This window comes from Oceanibium sediminis, from assembly GCF_003265325.1.
Taxonomy (GTDB): Bacteria; Pseudomonadota; Alphaproteobacteria; order Rhodobacterales; family Rhodobacteraceae; genus Halovulum; species Halovulum sediminis.
Window position 1 is genome coordinate 558682 of sequence record NZ_QGNX01000002.1, and the last position, 15440, is coordinate 574121.

The 15440-nt window shown below is 65.4% G+C and carries 17 protein-coding genes; 3 read left to right on the plus strand and 14 right to left on the minus strand.

What is annotated here, in order from left to right:
• Positions 1 to 52 precede the first annotated feature (52 nt).
• The 5 genes from DJ029_RS08175 to ccrA form a co-directional block, all read right to left on the minus strand.
• Entirely contained in the window at positions 53 to 1573 is a 1521-nt protein-coding gene (locus tag DJ029_RS08175; protein WP_112321860.1) for an ATP-dependent DNA helicase, read from the minus strand.
• Between the two features lie 45 nt (positions 1574 to 1618).
• The gene (locus tag DJ029_RS08180) at positions 1619 to 2257 is read right to left on the minus strand and encodes an acyl-homoserine-lactone synthase (protein ID WP_112322021.1); all 639 of its coding nucleotides are present in this window, start codon (positions 2255 to 2257) and stop codon (positions 1619 to 1621) included.
• Between the two features lie 99 nt (positions 2258 to 2356).
• Positions 2357 to 3067, minus strand: coding sequence for a helix-turn-helix transcriptional regulator (locus DJ029_RS08185; protein WP_112321861.1), 711 nt, complete (start codon positions 3065 to 3067; stop codon positions 2357 to 2359).
• Complete coding sequence (locus DJ029_RS21690; protein WP_198671085.1) at positions 3015 to 3230, minus strand: hypothetical protein; 216 nt, start codon at positions 3228 to 3230, stop codon at positions 3015 to 3017. Before DJ029_RS21690 ends, DJ029_RS08185 begins: the two co-directional genes overlap by 53 nt.
• A 212-nt stretch (positions 3231 to 3442) precedes the next feature.
• Positions 3443 to 4735 carry a crotonyl-CoA carboxylase/reductase gene (gene ccrA, locus DJ029_RS08190; RefSeq protein WP_112321863.1) on the minus strand — a complete coding sequence of 431 codons (1293 nt, stop codon included), beginning with the start codon at positions 4733 to 4735 and terminating at the stop codon, positions 3443 to 3445.
• A 303-nt stretch (positions 4736 to 5038) separates the two neighbouring features.
• On the opposite strand from ccrA, the gene DJ029_RS08195 reads away from it, so the two are divergent.
• From DJ029_RS08195 to DJ029_RS08205, 3 genes are all read left to right on the plus strand, one after another.
• Complete coding sequence (locus tag DJ029_RS08195) at positions 5039 to 5926, plus strand: type IV pili methyl-accepting chemotaxis transducer N-terminal domain-containing protein (protein WP_112321865.1); 888 nt, start codon at positions 5039 to 5041, stop codon at positions 5924 to 5926.
• A gap of 154 nt (positions 5927 to 6080) precedes the next feature.
• The gene (locus tag DJ029_RS08200; RefSeq protein ID WP_112321867.1) at positions 6081 to 8042 is read left to right on the plus strand and encodes a protein meaA; all 1962 of its coding nucleotides are present in this window, start codon (positions 6081 to 6083) and stop codon (positions 8040 to 8042) included.
• 81 nt (positions 8043 to 8123) lie between these two features.
• On the plus strand, positions 8124 to 8834 hold the full coding sequence (locus DJ029_RS08205) for a sulfotransferase family protein (RefSeq protein WP_112321868.1): 711 nt from the start codon (positions 8124 to 8126) through the stop codon (positions 8832 to 8834).
• Here DJ029_RS08205 and DJ029_RS08210 read toward each other — a convergent pair.
• The 9 genes from DJ029_RS08210 to DJ029_RS08250 form a co-directional block, all read right to left on the minus strand.
• On the minus strand, positions 8816 to 9562 hold the full coding sequence (locus DJ029_RS08210; RefSeq protein ID WP_112321870.1) for a hypothetical protein: 747 nt from the start codon (positions 9560 to 9562) through the stop codon (positions 8816 to 8818). The genes DJ029_RS08205 and DJ029_RS08210 overlap by 19 nt on opposite strands.
• A 119-nt stretch (positions 9563 to 9681) precedes the next feature.
• Positions 9682 to 10461 carry a succinate dehydrogenase iron-sulfur subunit gene (locus tag DJ029_RS08215; RefSeq protein WP_112321872.1) on the minus strand — a complete coding sequence of 260 codons (780 nt, stop codon included), beginning with the start codon at positions 10459 to 10461 and terminating at the stop codon, positions 9682 to 9684.
• Between the two features lie 44 nt (positions 10462 to 10505).
• Positions 10506 to 10904 (minus strand): hypothetical protein, encoded by a 399-nt coding sequence (locus tag DJ029_RS08220; RefSeq protein WP_112321873.1) that lies wholly within the window; start codon positions 10902 to 10904, stop codon positions 10506 to 10508.
• 25 nt (positions 10905 to 10929) lie between these two features.
• Positions 10930 to 11190, minus strand: coding sequence for a hypothetical protein (locus DJ029_RS08225; RefSeq protein ID WP_112321875.1), 261 nt, complete (start codon positions 11188 to 11190; stop codon positions 10930 to 10932).
• Between the two features lie 14 nt (positions 11191 to 11204).
• Complete coding sequence (locus tag DJ029_RS08230; protein WP_112321876.1) at positions 11205 to 11576, minus strand: hypothetical protein; 372 nt, start codon at positions 11574 to 11576, stop codon at positions 11205 to 11207.
• 7 nt (positions 11577 to 11583) lie between these two features.
• Entirely contained in the window at positions 11584 to 13392 is a 1809-nt protein-coding gene (sdhA, locus tag DJ029_RS08235; RefSeq protein ID WP_112321878.1) for a succinate dehydrogenase flavoprotein subunit, read from the minus strand.
• Between the two features lie 19 nt (positions 13393 to 13411).
• Positions 13412 to 13783 (minus strand): succinate dehydrogenase, hydrophobic membrane anchor protein, encoded by a 372-nt coding sequence (gene sdhD, locus DJ029_RS08240; protein WP_112321880.1) that lies wholly within the window; start codon positions 13781 to 13783, stop codon positions 13412 to 13414.
• 11 nt (positions 13784 to 13794) lie between these two features.
• On the minus strand, positions 13795 to 14181 hold the full coding sequence (sdhC, locus tag DJ029_RS08245; protein ID WP_112321881.1) for a succinate dehydrogenase, cytochrome b556 subunit: 387 nt from the start codon (positions 14179 to 14181) through the stop codon (positions 13795 to 13797).
• Between the two features lie 215 nt (positions 14182 to 14396).
• Positions 14397 to 15440 carry a MaoC family dehydratase gene (locus DJ029_RS08250; protein ID WP_112321883.1) on the minus strand — a complete coding sequence of 348 codons (1044 nt, stop codon included), beginning with the start codon at positions 15438 to 15440 and terminating at the stop codon, positions 14397 to 14399.

Consider the following 15440-nt stretch of genomic DNA (forward strand, 5'->3'; position numbering starts at 1 on the left):
AGCCGTCCTGTCGCTGACTCAGGATCACAACCCAGTGCGCGCGGCCGCCGCGTTATTCAGCGGTCAGCGTCAGTTCCGCGGGCGGGGTGGCGCGCAGGTCCTCGATCCCCAGCGGGTCTTCGGGCCGGCCAAGCCGGTACTGCGTGACCCAGCGCAGCCGCCCCTCGGCGCGGGTGATCGCGACATAGGCCAACCGCTTCCACAGCGGCAGCCCCGCCTCCATCCGCCCGGCGCGGGAGGCGGCGTAGAGGTCCGGCGCGAAGACCTGCACCTCGGGCCATTGAGAGCCTTGCGCCTTGTGGATCGTACAGGCCGCGCCGTGCAGAAACGTCGCCCCCATCGTGGCGGCCGAGGGGATGAAGGGCTCTTCCTCGTCCGGCTTCTCGATCTTGATGATGGTCGCGGCGTTCACCTGCGGATCCTCAGCGCCCACCACATGCAGGCGCGAGAATCCGGGCCGCCGACCCTCGCCAAGGAAGACGACCTGCGCGCCCTTGATCAGACCGCGCGCCTCGAGGTCCAGCCGTTTCTTGCGGTGCTTCAGCGGCAGTTCAATCCCGTCGCAGATCAGCGGCTCGCCCGGCAGCAACTCGGCCTCGGGGGCGTGATAGGCGGCGCGGAAGGCGTTGATCAGCCGGATCCGCGTGGCGTTGCGCCAGACTAGCACCGGCGCGCGGGCCATCATCGCGGCATCGACGCGGGGCGTGACGAGGACGCGGTCGTCCCGTCGCGCCGCCGCCTCCACCGCGCGCTCGAAGGTGTGAAAGTCGACGCTGTCATCGCCGAGCATATGCGCAAGGTCGAGGATCGGGTTGTCCGCCGCCTGCCTATGCACCCGGTCCAGCGTCAGGCGGCGCTTTTCGGGCAGGCTGTCGAAGCACATCGCGCCGGACTGGCCCACGGGGGCCAGCTGCGCGGGATCGCCGAACAGGATCAGCGTGCCGAAGATTTCCTTCAGGTCGTTGAACTGCTTGTCGTCCAGCATCGACGCCTCGTCGATCAAGCCGATGTCCAGCGGATCCTCACGGCGGGACCAGCCCCTGATGAAGTCCGAACCGCGCAACCCCGCCGCCGCCAGCGCGCCGGGTATCGAGGGGATGTTGGCATAGAATGTCCGGGCACGTTCCAGCGCCTCGTCTGTCAGGCCCTCGACCTCGGGCTTCTGGCCGCCCTCGGCCAGCCAGATCGCGATCTTCTCGTATTCCGGGTCATAGACGGGGGTGTAGAGGATGCGGTGAATCGTGGTGGCCTGCACGCCGCGCTGGCGCAACACGCTGGCCGCCTTGTTGGTCGGCGCAAGGATCGCGACGGTGCGCCGGTCCTTCCGGCGCCGCCCCTCCCAGTCGCCGGAGATCAGGTCGACCCCGGCGGCGGCGAGCGCCTCTGTCAGGCGGGCCAGCAGCATGGTCTTGCCCGAGCCCGCCTTGCCCAGCACCGCCAGCGTACTTTGCAGGCCTTCAACACGCGGTGTTGCGCTTTCGTCCACCAGGTCGACCCCGGCGGAGGCGAGCACCTCGGTCAGGGTATCGAAGGCTTCTGCCTGGTCGTTGGAAAGCTGAAGGGGTTCCGCCATGCGCCTGTCATAGCCTGCCCCGTCAGCCCTGCCCAGAGCGGTTTGTCAGGCAACCGCAACCGATTGCCGTTCGGGGAACGCGGCATCGAACCAGCCGGCGGCGATCGCCGGGTCGAGGCCCGCCTTTTCTGCGACCCTGTCACGCAACTCGGGCGAAAATGCCCACAGGCCGAGGCAGATCCTGTCGTGTCCCTCGCCTTCCGCGCCGATGAATTCCGGCACCCAGCCGATGTTGTGATAGATGCGGATCATACTCGCATCGTACACCCCGAGCGCGCGTGTCAGCTTGAAGCGCAAGCCCAGTTCCTGCCCCGCCAGCATCAGCGCCCCCGCCCGGTTCACCGCCGCGGAGCACGCGCCGGGGGCGATGCAGAAGCGGGTGCATTCCCAGATGAACGGTGCGCGGATCGCGATCCCGTGGTTCAGGTGGCGGAAGTGGTCATTCACCATGGTGCGCCCGATGCTCGGCAGGCACCGCATGGAGGCGGCATGGGCCCCGTCCGCCCCCTCCAGGATGACGTAGAGCGGGTTCATGCGGTCGTATTCGTCCAGCTCCCAGCCCTCGGCGCTGGTTTGCAGGTCCCACTTCAGCCGGTCGATGAACTGGCTGGCCCGGTCGCGGAACATCGTTTCCGCGAGCCGCGGGTACTGGGAAAGCTGGTTGGCGTAAAGGTAGCGGATCATGTCCGGCACTCCGATTGCGAAAAGGAGTGTCCGGCGTATCGCCTTCATGGTTAACCCTGTCCGAGCGTTCGCTGCCATAAGGTTCAGGCAACGCCCCCCTCAGGGCAGAATCAGGCCCCGCGTCACCGCGCTTGCCACCGCCTGAACCGTGTTGGCCGCATTCAGCTTCAGCCGCGCGGTGTCGAGATAGGCGCGGAACGTATGCTCGGAAATGCGCAGCCGCTGGGCCGCTTCGCCGCGCGAATGACCAAGGGACAGCAATGTCAGCACATCCCTTTCCCGCGCGCTCAGGTCAGCCGCACGGTGCGCGGGATCGGGGGCCATGATTTCCGCGGCGCGCTGGTGGATGTAGTGACCGCAGAGGACCAGGTGGTGCAGATGCTCGGCCCCGAACCGGTCCCAGGCGCTTTCGCTGTCATAACTGGTCACCGAGAACAGCGCGAACTGCCCGTCCACGCCACGGATCGGAACGGTGTAGCCCTGTTTGCCCACCCCTTCGTCAACGGCTTCCCGGATCAGGCGGCGCGCGGCGGGCTGCCGCCAGTTCAGCGTCTTCCAGTCGATGGGCCGGTGAGAATGAAACGCCGCGTTCACGACGGGATCGATGCGGAAGTACTGGCTGTCGATATAGTGCTGTACCCAGTCCGGGTCATACGTCAGCGCGCCGTATTCGCGCCCTGTCCCGCCAACGATATGATAGATCGCGTGTTCGACACCCAGCCGGTTGCGCAATTCGACGACAAGGTTCTGAACGCCATCAAGAGATGTCGTTGAATCGAGCCGCTCCAGGAAGTCCTTCACCCATGTCATCGTTATCACCCACACCAGTCAGGCAAGCCTCGGCGGCGTGGATTTCCCGTGCGGCGATGAGCAAGGCATCATCAAGATGCTCAGTCAGGTCCAGCATGGCGTTCTTTTCTGCGACGCAGCGCAGATCAGACAGAATATCCAGCATCCATTCTTGCGACATCATCACTCTCGGTAAAAGTGGTTAACGACAGGTTAATACAACCTTAGCACGAGTATTGACCTTTTGGAAACCTACGTTTTCCGCCACCCCCGATATGGTGGGGGCGGATTCTGCAAGTGATTGATTTTCAAGGATTGAGGGTGCGGAACTGGCCTGCGGGGGTGATTCGGGGCGCGACTCGGGCGCCCCGCTTCACTGGCCTGTCATCCCAAGCGTTAGTCCGGCTGATTGCCCGGCGCAAGCTCTCTCGCGTCGTCAACTGTGCGCAAACCAGTGGTCGGCGCGCCGACCAGCACGGCCATGTTGCCGGGCTTGTGCTCATTGCGCAGCATCTTCATGTGTGCGGCCGGGATCTCCGCCCAGGGGAAGACCTCGGACATGCAGGGATCGAGGCGGCGCTCGACCATCAGCTTGTTCGCCGCCGACGCCTGCATGAGGTTGGCGAAATGACTGCCCTGAACGCGCTTCTGGTGCATCCACAGGTAGCGAGCATCCAGCGTCAGGTTGTAGCCCGTTGTGCCGGCGCAGATGACGACCATGCCGCCCTTCTTGACCACGAAGGTCGAGACGGGGAACGTCGCCTCGCCCGGATGCTCAAACACCATGTCGACGTTCACACCCTTGCCGGTGATGTCCCAGATCGCCTTGCCGAATTTGCGCACCTCGGCGAACCAGGCCTTGTATTCGGGGCTGTTCACCTTGGGCATCTGGCCCCAGCAGTTGAAATCCTTGCGGTTGATCACCCCCTTCGCGCCGAGCGAGGTGACGAAGTCGCGCTTCTCCTCGTCCGAGATCACGGCGATGGCGTTCGCCCCCGCCGTTGCCGCAAGCTGGATCGCGTAGGAGCCGAGGCCCCCGGACGCGCCCCAGATCAGCACGTTCTGGCCGGGGCGCAGCTCATGCGGGGCGTGGCCGAACAGCATGCGGTAGGCGGTTGCCAGGGTCAGCGTGTAGCACGCACTTTCCTCCCAGGTCAGATGCCGCGGGCGGGGCATCAGCTGCTGGGACTGGACGCAGGTGAACTGCGCGAAGGAGCCGTCGGGCGTCTCGTAGCCCCAGATCCGCTGCGAGGGGCTGAACATCGGATCGCCGCCGTTGCAGTGCTCATCGTCGCCATCGTCCTGGTTGCAGTGGATGACCACCTCGTCGCCGACCTTCCAGCGGCTGACCTTGTCCCCGACCGCCCAGACGATGCCAGAGGCGTCGGACCCGGCGATATGGTAGGGCGCCTTGTGAACATCGAAGGGGCTGATCGGCACCCCGAGCCCCGCCCAGACGCCGTTGTAGTTGACGCCCGCCGCCATGACGAGGACCAGCACCTCGTTGCTGTCGGGCTTGGGCGTATCGACGACTTCAAGCTGGAAAGCCTGGTCGGGCTCTCCATGACGCTCGCGCCGGATCGCCCAGGCGTGCATCTGCGCGGGCACATGGCCGAGCGGGGGCAAAACGCCAAGGGGATAAAGGTCCTGGCCGTGGGTCATCTCTGTCGTGTCGGTATCCAGCATCATCGGGTCCTCGAATCAGGCAGTCACGGGTACGCCATAATCGTTCATATTGTGCATTACTGGCGTAATATTATTGCGCGCAGGATTCAAGGGGTAATTTTTGCGGCGCACAATTCCGCCCCCGGACCACGGCGTCGGCTGCGGAAGGCCGCCGGCCCGTGCCTCACCACAATTTTGCCGTTTGCATCGTGAAACTGTCGGACCATGATCGTACCGGGGACTGTGTTCGTGGTCCGAAATCGTTGAACATTCCGCGACGTACTCGCCGAAGCAAATCCCCAGAGACTCCGCGGAGGATCCCCCCGAATGCCCGGTTTCACCCCCTTGCGCCGCCGCGCCGCGCTGAAACTCGTCGCCGCCATGCCGTTCGCCCTGCTGGCCCCCCTGCCCGCGCTGGCCCGCGCGGCCGATGCCGATGCGCGGCGCAAGATCAACCTGGCCGGGGGCCAGGCGATGCTGACCCAGCGCATGACCCGTGGCGCGCTTTTCGCGGCTGTCGATGTCGATGCGGCGCGGCATTTCCGCATGATGGTTACGAGCGCCGGCCTGTTCTCGCGCACCCTTCGCGGCCTGAAATCGGGCGACGCGGAACTGGGCCTACCGGTGGAGGGAAACCCGGCCGTCCTGGAAAGCATCGCCGCGGTGGAGGAGGTCTGGACCATCTTCAGCCCAATCCTTGATGCGATCGAGGCCGCGGGACGCGTTTCGGACACGGATATCGCCATGATCGCGCAACTGAACCTGAAGGCGCTGGAGCGTTGTGACGCGACGGTCACGGCGCTGGTTTCCGAATACGCGCACAAGGACATCGAACTGGGGGTGGCGGTCTCACTCAGTATCGCCGGGCGTCAGCGGATGCTAAGCCAGCAGATGGCGAAAGACGCCGCGCTGCTCGCCCTCGGCGTCGAGGCGGAGAAAACGCGCTCCACGCTGGAAAAGACGGCCGCCCTGTTCGAGGCGAGCCTCGGCGCGCTGATCGAAGGGCTGCCTGCGGTCTCCCTCCCCCCGGCGCCCGGGAATGTCCGCGCGAAGTTGCTGGAGGCGGAGGAGATCTGGGCCGCCTATGGCCGGGCGATCCGCACGGTGGCGCAGGCCGGGTTCGCCAGCGGTTTCGATCTGACCGCGATCGCGACGCAGGCCGACCCGATGCTGGCCCGGCTGGACGAGGTGGTCACGCTCTACGAACAGAGCTGAGCTAGGCGGAACGCCGCGGCGCGTGGATGGCACCGCCCACGAATCGGTGCGTAATTTTGTTCTGCCTTTTTTGCCCCTTGCGTAATATTCTTTTGCGGTTATTTTTCCTTGCAATGCAGCACGCCCGTGCTGCGCCGCAATAGGAGTTTCCGCCATGTCCCAGACCAAGGACCGCCCCTGGATCTTTCGCACCTATGCCGGTCATTCCACCGCCGCGGCATCCAACGCGCTGTATCGCGGCAACCTGGAGAAGGGGCAGACGGGGCTTTCGGTGGCGTTCGATCTGCCGACGCAGACGGGCTATGACAGCGATCACATCCTCGCCCGGGGCGAGGTGGGCAAGGTCGGCGTACCGATCAGCCACCTCGGGGACATGCGCACGCTGTTCGACGCGATCCCGCTGGAGCGGATGAACACCTCCATGACGATCAACGCGACCGCGCCATGGCTGTTGGCGCTTTATATCGCCGTGGCCGAGGAACAGGGCGCGGATATCGCCGAGCTTCAGGGGACGGTGCAGAACGACATCATCAAGGAATACCTCAGCCGGGGAACGTATATCTTCCCGCCCGAACCCTCGCTCAGGCTGATCGGCGACGTGGCGGAATACTGCTACACCCACGTGCCGAAGTGGAACCCGATGAACGTCTGCTCCTACCACCTGCAGGAAGCGGGGGCGACGCCCGAACAGGAACTGGCCTACGCCCTGGCCACCGCGCAGGCGGTGCTGGACCAGGTGCGGGACCAGGTGCCACGCGCGGACTTCCCGCAGCTCGTGGGCCGAATCTCGTTCTTCGTGAACGCCGGGATCCGCTTCGTGACGGAGATGTGCAAGATGCGCGCCTTCGTGGACCTGTGGGACGAGATCTGCGCCGAGCGCTACGGCGTGGACGACCCGAAGTACCGCCGTTTCCGCTATGGCGTGCAGGTGAACTCGCTCGGGCTGACCGAGCAGCAGCCGGAAAACAACGTTCACCGCATCCTGATCGAGATGCTGGCCGTCACCCTGTCGAAAAAGGCGCGCGCCCGCGCCGTCCAGCTGCCCGCCTGGAACGAGGCGCTCGGCCTGCCCCGCCCCTGGGACCAGCAATGGTCACTGAGGATGCAGCAGATCCTGGCGCTGGAAAGCGACCTGCTGGAGTATGACGACCTGTTCGACGGCAACCCCGTCGTCGATGCAAAGGTCGAGGCCCTGAAAGCCGCCGCGCGCGAGGAGCTGGCCCAGATCGAGGTCATGGGCGGGGCCGTGGCCGCCATCGAGTACATGAAGACACAACTCGTCACCGCGAACGCCGCCCGCCTGCAACGCATCGAGCAGGGAGAGACCGTCGTCGTCGGGGTCAACCGCTACACCGGGGGTGAGCAAAGCCCGCTGACCTCCGGCGTTTCCGGTATCCTGACCGTCGATCCCGGTGTCGAGGCGGAACAGGTCGCCGCCCTCAACGCCTGGCGCGAAGGGCGCGACCCGGCCGCCGTCAAGGCGGCGCTGGCGGGCCTGCGGGACGCGGCGGCGCAGGGGCACAACATCCTGCCCGCCTCCATCGCCGCGGCGAAGGCCGGGGTGACCACCGGCGAATGGGGCGCCGCGATGCGGGCGGCTTTCGGCGAGTATCGCGCCCCCACCGGGGTCAGCACCGCCCCCTCGAACGCGACCGAGGGGCTGGAGGATATCCGCGCCATCATCGCCGCCCATGCCGAACGGCTGGGGGCGCCGATCCGCCTGCTGATCGGCAAGCCGGGGCTCGACGGGCATTCCAACGGCGCGGAACAGATCGCCGTGCGCGCGCGAGATTGCGGCATCAAGGTCTTCTACGAAGGGATCCGCGTCACCCCCGAAGCCATCGTGCGCGAGGCGCTGGACGAGGGCGTGCACGTGCTCGGCCTGTCCGTCCTGTCCGGCTCGCACATGCCCTTGGTGGAGGAGGTGCTGGCGCGGTTGCACACGCTCGGGCGGAGCGACCTTCCGGTGATCGTCGGCGGCATCATTCCCGACGAGGACGCCGCGCGCCTTCGCGCTGCGGGTATTGCGCGGGTCTATACGCCCAAGGATTTCGACTTGAACCGGATCATGGAGGATATCGCGGCCCTTGCTGCGGGACAGAGGATCGCCGCCTGAGCCGACTGTTCAAACAGCTCGCCACCTGACATAATGAGCCCATTGCACGCTACAGGTAAACGTTTTCAGGGGTAAATCGCCATGATGATCCTGCCCGGCCTGAAGGTAGTATTCATCCACATCTACAAGACCGGCGGGACATCCCTGACGCAGATCCTTGCGCCCTACACGACCCGTGACTTTCGCAGCAGTCACCCGCGCAGCAGCGGCAACGGTTTCCAGGGCACCTGGCACTACAAGGGCAATCAACACGCGAAATTTTCCGCCAAGCTCGCCGGCTTTCCCGAGTCCCTGAAGCCGGACCTGTCCGACTGGCGCTTCCTGACCGTGGTCCGGGACCCCTATTCCTGGAGCCTCAGCGTCTATCGCGAGTTCTTCTCAAGCGACAATGGCGCCATCAAGGGGACCAACTTCCTGTTCGGCCAGGTGTACCCGCAGCGGCGGCTATCGGATTTCCACGCCTTCGTGCCCGCCTTCATGCCCGGTTATAACCATGACATCGGCCTCGGCACCCAGTCGAGCTTCGTCGAGGGCATTCCCGAAGGGCAACTCAGCCTGATCCGCTTCGAAACCTACGAGGAGGACCTGCGCGCCGTCCTGCCGACGCTCGGCATCCCGGTCAGCGACATTCCCCACGCGCTGGATCGTGGACCGGCGAAACGCGAACACGCCGCCCGGCTGCAGGACGATCCGCGCCACATCAGCTTTTGCAACGATGTCTACGCCGAGGATTTCGAGCGGTTCGGATATCCTATGAAGACCGCGCGTCCCTCTCAGGCCACGGGCGGGTAGCCCAGAACGTCGTAATGGAACCACTCCACATCCCGCAACCGTTGCGCCAGACCTGACGGCATCCGCCCCGGATCAAGCACCAGCGACCGGTCCGAGGCGTTGACGGCGGGGCCCGCGTCCGCAGCCGTGCGGAGGGCCTCGGCGGCGGCGTGGGGGTCGCGCATGAAACGCGCGAGCGGCCCGCTCACAAGTGCGGCGAGATCCGCGTTCAGCTGTTCCTGCCGCAGCACCGCGCGCGGCAGGCCGAGGCGCGCATAGGCGCGGCGCAGCTCCTCCGCGCTTTTTGCGCGCGGTATGATCCAGCGCGCCAGCGGCAGGGTCTGACGCAGGAAACGGGTCCCCATCAGCCCGATATGCGGGTTCTGGAACGGCAGGGTTGAGGGGGGCAACAGCGCCCTACGCTCCGGCGACAGCATCGCCTCGAGCCAGTGGTGGAACCCGGCTTCAGTGTAGTCATAGGCCGCCAGGATTTCGGCCTCGCTGCGCCACAGGTGCGATCGCAGCGCGCCTTTTCCGTCACAACCGAAGGAGTAGAGCGAAGCATAGGCGTCGAACGGGTCCCGCGCCGAGGCGAAATAGAACTTGCGCCGCCGAAAGGCCCAGCGCGGGACGCGGTGCTTGGTGTCATCCAGCGGCTCGCCGTGGGCGTGCGCGGTCAGAAAGCCCCGGACGAAGGTGGACCCGGTCTTCTCAACGTCGAGGTAGCAGAATCCGCGGTAGTCGAGCATGGCACAGCGTCCGGCCTGTCAGGAATTGCGCCCCCGGTGTGAGGGATCGCGGGCGGCCGGTCAAGGGCGGCCGCCCGCGCTAGGGTCCTGTTGCGGGCGGCGCCAAGGCAGAGCGGCGTTCAGACCCGGCGTTCGACCATCATCTTCTTGATCTCGGCAATGGATTTCGCCGGGTTCAGGCCCTTGGGGCAGGTCTTGGTGCAGTTCATGATCGTGTGGCAGCGGTACAGCTTGAACGGGTCTTCAAGCTGGTCCAGCCGCTCACCCGTCGCCTCGTCACGGCTGTCGATGATCCACCGATAGGCATGCAGCAGCGCCGCCGGGCCAAGGTAGCGGTCGCCGTTCCACCAGTAGCTTGGGCAGGCAGTGGAGCAGGAGGCGCACATCACGCATTCATACAGCCCGTCGAGCTTCTTGCGATCCTCGATCGACTGGCGCCACTCCGTCGCAGGGCGGTTCGTCTTCGTTTCCAGCCACGGCATGATGGAGGCGTGCTGCGCATAGAAATGCGTCAGGTCCGGCACCAGGTCCTTGATGACCGGCATATGCGGCAGCGGGTAGATCGCGACATCGCCCGACACCTCGTCGATGCCGTAGATACAGGCCAGCGTGTTGATCCCGCCGATGTTCATCGCACAGGAACCGCAGATCCCTTCCCGGCACGAGCGGCGGAACGTCAGCGTCGGATCGATCTCGCTTTTGATCTTGATCAGTGCGTCCAGCATCATCGGCCCGCAGGTATCGAGATCGACGAAATAGGTGTCCACACGCGGGTTCGCCCCGGCGTCCGGGTCGTAACGGTAGATCTTGAAGGTCTTCAGCCGCGTCGCCCCTTCAGGCTTGGGCCACGTCTTGCCCACCGTGATGCGGGAGTTCTTGGGAAGGGTAAGTTCTACCATGTCAGTCTCTCTTTTGCGTCTGTGAGGCGTAAGGGGCTGGCCCCTTACTGCGCCACGAATTCCTTGAGCGTGCCGCCGTTGCGGATGAACTCCAGGGCATCCTTGCGGGCGGCGTCTGTCAGGCCCCGCCAGATCGCCAGTTCTTCAGCGGTGAAGGTGATGGTCGGGATATCGCCGCCGCTGCCCGCCGGGCGGTTTGCCGCCATGCAGGCGTTGAACGCCTCGGAATCGTCGATATCCCGCATGAACCGGTCGACCGTTGCGACTTCGACGAAGACCCCGGCGCTGTCGCGGCGCAACTCTCGCCCCTCGGGCAACTCGGCGCTGACCCGCTCGTAGCAGGCCTGTTCCTGCTGCGACTTGAAGGTCTGTGTTTCCGCCACCGGGCCGCATGCGGCCACGAGCGCCGCGCTGGCTGTAAGGATGATCGCGCCGGTTTTCATCGGTATCCTCCTTCTGCGGCGCTGCTCAGAGCGCCATGAACTGGGTGAGTGTGCCGCCGTTTTCGATATAGGTCACCGCCTGCGCCTTCGCGGCGGGCGTCAGCGTGGACCACAGGAACCGCTCTTCCGAGGTCAGTCCGGCGGGCATCGCCACATCCGCGCTGGCCGAGGTCTGGGCAGAGGTCGTCGCCGTCGCGCCGCCGGTCGTGCTGCCGCTTTCGGCGGGCATGTCACATGCGGCAAGGCCGAGAGGCAGGGCCAGGGCGGCAAGGATCGGTCTGAGCATTGGAATGTCCTTCTCTATTCAGGCGCTGATGGCAGGGCGCATCGCGTTGGTTTCAGTGTCTTCGGCATCGCCCCCTCTGGCGGGGGCGGCGGGCGCGCGATCACCGCATGGATCGCGCCACATTGCAACGGCGTCTTCCGACGCGCGGCGCTATCGATGCCACGGGGGCCGATGCCCGCCTGGTACAGATAAGCGCCCGCATGGGGAAACGCCGTAAGTTTTGCCACATCGCTCCGAAGGCTCTGCGCGCAGTCATGGGCGGACCCGTCGACGGCCTTCATCCGGCAGATGCCCGGGCCCGGCGCGCTGGCCAGGACCCGGTCCACAGGCGACCGGCGCAGGATTTCCTGCGCGCGGTTGATGAAGGATGTCTTCAACCCGCCCATGGGGGGCTCAATACACCCGCGCCTTGGGCGCGATCTTCTTCTGGTCGATGCCACCTTCGCTTTCGCTTGTCAGCGGCTCGGTATGGACGCTGCGATAGCTCAGCTTGACCTTAGTCTCGCCATCCATACGCGCCAGCGTGTGCACGCGCCATTTCGCGTCGTCGCGATCGGGGAAATCCTCGTGCGCGTGGGCGCCACGGCTTTCCTGACGTGCCTCGGCGCTGACCACGGTGGTCAGGGCGTTCGGCATCAGGTTGGCCAGTTCCAGCGTTTCCATCAGGTCGGTGTTCCAGATCAGCGAGCGGTCGTGAACGCGGATGTCCTCCATCCCCGCGGCGACCTTCTCCATCTTCTCCGCGCCCTCTTTCAGGGTCTTGGAGGTGCGGAACACCGCCGCGTCCGCCTGCATCGTCTTCTGCATGGTCAGCCGCAGTTCCGCCGTGTCGGTGGAGCCGGAGGCGTGGCGCAGCTTGTCAAAGCGCGCCATGGCCTGATCGACGGACTTCTGGTTCAGCGGGGCGTTCGGGGATTCAGGATCGATGATCTTGCCCGCGCGGATCGCCGCGGCCCGGCCGAACACCACCAGGTCGATCAGCGAGTTCGAGCCGAGGCGGTTCGCCCCGTGCACGCTGGCGCAGCCCGCCTCGCCCACGGCCATCAGGCCGGGCTGGATCGCGTCATGATCGTCGGCTGTGGGGTTCAGCACCTCACCCCAGTAGTTGGTCGGTACGCCGCCCATGTTGTAGTGGACAGTCGGCAGAACCGGGATCGGTTCCTTCGTGACGTCCACACCCGCGAAGATGCGGGCCGACTCGGAAATACCGGGCAGACGCAGCTGCAGCGCCTCTTTCGGCAGGTGGTCGAGGTGCAGGTGGATGTGATCGCCATCCGCGCCGACGCCGCGGCCTTCGCGGATCTCGATCGTCATGCAGCGGCTGACCACGTCCCGGCTGGCCAGGTCCTTGTAGGTGGGGGCGTAGCGCTCCATGAAACGCTCGCCTTCCGAGTTGGTCAGGTAGCCGCCCTCGCCCCGCGCGCCCTCGGTGATCAGGCAACCCGCGCCATAGATGCCGGTGGGGTGGAACTGCACGAACTCCATGTCCTGCAGGGGCAGGTTCTGGCGCGCGACCATGCCGCCACCGTCACCGGTGCAGGTATGGGCCGAGGTGGCGCTGAAATAGGCGCGGCCATAGCCGCCCGTCGCCAGCACCACCATCTTGGCGTTGAAACGGTGGATCGTGCCGTCGTCCAGCTTCCAGGCCAGCAGGCCCTGGCAGACGCCGTCTTCGGACATGATCAGGTCGATCGCGAAATATTCGATGAAGAATTCCGCGTTGTTCTTCAGGCTTTGGCCATACAGCGTGTGCAGGATCGCGTGGCCGGTCCGGTCGGCGGCGGCACAGGTGCGCTGCACCGGGGGGCCTTCGCCGTATTCGGTCGTGTGCCCGCCGAAGGGCCGCTGGTAGATTTTGCCCTCTTCCGTGCGGGAAAAGGGCACGCCGTAGTGCTCAAGCTCGTAAACGGCCTTGGGCGCTTCACGGGCGAGGTATTCCATCGCGTCCGAGTCGCCCAGCCAGTCAGACCCCTTCACGGTGTCGTACATGTGCCACTGCCAGCTGTCCGGCCCCATGTTGCCGAGCGAGGCAGCGATGCCCCCCTGCGCCGCCACGGTGTGCGAGCGGGTCGGGAACACCTTCGTCACGCAGGCCGTGCGCAGGCCCTGTTCCGCCATGCCCAGCGTGGCGCGCAAGCCTGCCCCGCCGGCGCCCACGACGACGACGTCGTAGTTGTGGTCGATGAATTGGTAGTCAGACATTCGGTCTCTCCGTCGTCGATCAGAGGGCGAGGCGGACGATGGCGTAAAGCCCCGTGCCCGCTGCCGCGTAGGAAATGCAGGTCACACCAATGATCAGCCAGTGGCGCATGTTGCCGCCGGTGTAATCCTCGATCAGGACCCGGGCACCGTTCTTGAAGTGCATGAAGCCGACAGCCAGCATCAGCCCGGCCACCACGGCGGGGAACGGCTGCTGGTAATAGGCGACCACCTCGGCATAGGGCGCGCCGAGGATCGAGCCGAAGGTGAAGATGAACAGCGGTGTCAGGATCGCCAGCGCGTAGGAACTGACTGTCATGTTCCAGAAATGCTCTGTCCCGTCCTTGGCAGACCCAAGTCCGGAGGCGCGTTTGCGGTCGGTCATATAGGACATCGGCTTCCCTTTCAGCGCAGGATCAAGGCGGTCAGGATGGTCAGCACGACCGATCCGATGACGCAGGCCTTGCCGAGCTTCTCGGCCGTTTCGATTTCAAGGCCGCGGCCGGTATCCCAGTAAAGGTGACGCAGGCCCGCAAGGAAGTGGTACCAGATCGCCCAGAGCGACAGGAACATCACCAGGTTGCCGAACCACGAGCGCACGAACCCGTCCGCCGTTGCGAAGGCTTCCTCGGACGTCGCCGCCGCCAGCAGCCACCACACGATCATCAGCGCCGCGATGAGCAGGGCGTTTCCGGTGATCCGCGTCAGGATGGAGGTCATCGACGTCCATTGCGGCTTGTAGACTGTCAGGTGGGGCGAAAGCGGGCGATCCCCGCGGTTTACATCGGCCATGGCCAGTTTCCCTTGTTCTTCGCCACCCCTGCAGAGCGGCCATTTGCGCAAAGACTAACGGTTTTTGACAGGCTGTCACACCCCAAACGGGGTATATGACTGCGACCTGCAACCGCAATTCGGCACCAATTTCGACATTTGTGATCACAGTCCAAATTTACGTGATCACAAATACCGCCACACGAGGACACCGCGCCAACTGGGCGCTGCCACCTTCAGGCGGTGTTGCGCGGAATCAGCGCCCAGAGATCGAGGTCCAGCAGGATATCCTCACCATAGGCGCCATCCGCGTCGCGCAGCGCACCGGCGGTTCCCGGGGCCTTTGCCGCGACCAGCCGCAAGCGCAGCGCGCCTATATCGTCGCGCGCGGTGCCCGCCTTGTCCAGCACCTCGGACCAGGCATGGACGGTGTCGCCCGCGAAACAGGGGTTCACATGCGCGCCCGCGTTGATCGCCGCGATCATCTGCGCATTGGCCAGCCCGTTGAAGCTGAGGGCGCGCGCCATGCTGATGACATGCCCGCCATAGATCAGCCGCCGCCCGTCGGGCCGCGCGGCGGCGTTGAAATGCACCTTGGCGGTGTTCTGCCACATGCGCGTGGCGAGCATGTGCTCGGCCTCCTCGACGGTGGACCCGTCGACGTGGTCGATCACCTCCCCGATCTCGTAGTCGTCCCACAGGTGGGGCGCGCCCGCCGCTTTCCGGTCGTAGCCGGTGAAGTTCAGCCCCTCGGGCAGCACCAGGTCGCTGGCCGACACGGCCTGCGCCAACTGCGGCACGACCGTTTCGGGCGCGGGCGCATCGACGTCTCGTTTGCGCACCATCACCCAGCGGCAATAGCTGAGCACCGTCGTACCGTCCGACCGCCGCCCCGTCGTGCGCACCCAGACGATCCCGGTCTTGCCGCTGGAGGTCTGCTTCAGGCCGATCACCTCGGACTCCGCGGCAAGGGTGTCGCCGGGCATCACCGGGGCGAGGAAGCGTACCTCGGCGTAGCCAAGGTTGGCCACCGCGTTGAGCGAGATATCGGGCACCGTCTTGCCAAAGATCACGTGGAACGCGGCCAGATCCTCGATCGGGCTGGCGGGCAACCCGCAGGACTGCGCGAAACTGTCCGCGCAATACAGCGCGAAGCGGCTGGGATAGAGCGCATGGTAAAGCGCCCGCTCGCCCGAGGTTACCGTGCGCGGCGTCGCATGGGCGAAGCGCTGCCCGATGCGGTAGTCCTCGAAGAAATACCCGGCATTCGTCTTGCTCAT

What these genes read in the sequence shown, in the direction of transcription:
- DJ029_RS08175 (WP_112321860.1), bottom strand. Translation starts at nt 1,573, where the DNA reads ATGGCGGAACCCCTTCAGCTTTCCAACGACCAGGCAGAAGCCTTCGAT.
- DJ029_RS08180 (WP_112322021.1), bottom strand. Translation starts at nt 2,257, where the DNA reads ATGATCCGCTACCTTTACGCCAACCAGCTTTCCCAGTACCCGCGGCTC.
- DJ029_RS08185 (WP_112321861.1), bottom strand. Translation starts at nt 3,067, where the DNA reads ATGACATGGGTGAAGGACTTCCTGGAGCGGCTCGATTCAACGACATCT.
- DJ029_RS21690 (WP_198671085.1), bottom strand. Translation starts at nt 3,230, where the DNA reads ATGATGTCGCAAGAATGGATGCTGGATATTCTGTCTGATCTGCGCTGC.
- ccrA (WP_112321863.1), bottom strand. Translation starts at nt 4,735, where the DNA reads ATGATGCTGGATACCGACACGACAGAGATGACCCACGGCCAGGACCTT.
- DJ029_RS08195 (WP_112321865.1), top strand. Translation starts at nt 5,039, where the DNA reads ATGCCCGGTTTCACCCCCTTGCGCCGCCGCGCCGCGCTGAAACTCGTC.
- DJ029_RS08200 (WP_112321867.1), top strand. Translation starts at nt 6,081, where the DNA reads ATGTCCCAGACCAAGGACCGCCCCTGGATCTTTCGCACCTATGCCGGT.
- DJ029_RS08205 (WP_112321868.1), top strand. Translation starts at nt 8,124, where the DNA reads ATGATGATCCTGCCCGGCCTGAAGGTAGTATTCATCCACATCTACAAG.
- DJ029_RS08210 (WP_112321870.1), bottom strand. Translation starts at nt 9,562, where the DNA reads ATGCTCGACTACCGCGGATTCTGCTACCTCGACGTTGAGAAGACCGGG.
- DJ029_RS08215 (WP_112321872.1), bottom strand. Translation starts at nt 10,461, where the DNA reads ATGGTAGAACTTACCCTTCCCAAGAACTCCCGCATCACGGTGGGCAAG.
- DJ029_RS08220 (WP_112321873.1), bottom strand. Translation starts at nt 10,904, where the DNA reads ATGAAAACCGGCGCGATCATCCTTACAGCCAGCGCGGCGCTCGTGGCC.
- DJ029_RS08225 (WP_112321875.1), bottom strand. Translation starts at nt 11,190, where the DNA reads ATGCTCAGACCGATCCTTGCCGCCCTGGCCCTGCCTCTCGGCCTTGCC.
- DJ029_RS08230 (WP_112321876.1), bottom strand. Translation starts at nt 11,576, where the DNA reads ATGGGCGGGTTGAAGACATCCTTCATCAACCGCGCGCAGGAAATCCTG.
- sdhA (WP_112321878.1), bottom strand. Translation starts at nt 13,392, where the DNA reads ATGTCTGACTACCAATTCATCGACCACAACTACGACGTCGTCGTCGTG.
- sdhD (WP_112321880.1), bottom strand. Translation starts at nt 13,783, where the DNA reads ATGTCCTATATGACCGACCGCAAACGCGCCTCCGGACTTGGGTCTGCC.
- sdhC (WP_112321881.1), bottom strand. Translation starts at nt 14,181, where the DNA reads ATGGCCGATGTAAACCGCGGGGATCGCCCGCTTTCGCCCCACCTGACA.
- DJ029_RS08250 (WP_112321883.1), bottom strand. Translation starts at nt 15,440, where the DNA reads ATGAGCAAGACGAATGCCGGGTATTTCTTCGAGGACTACCGCATCGGG.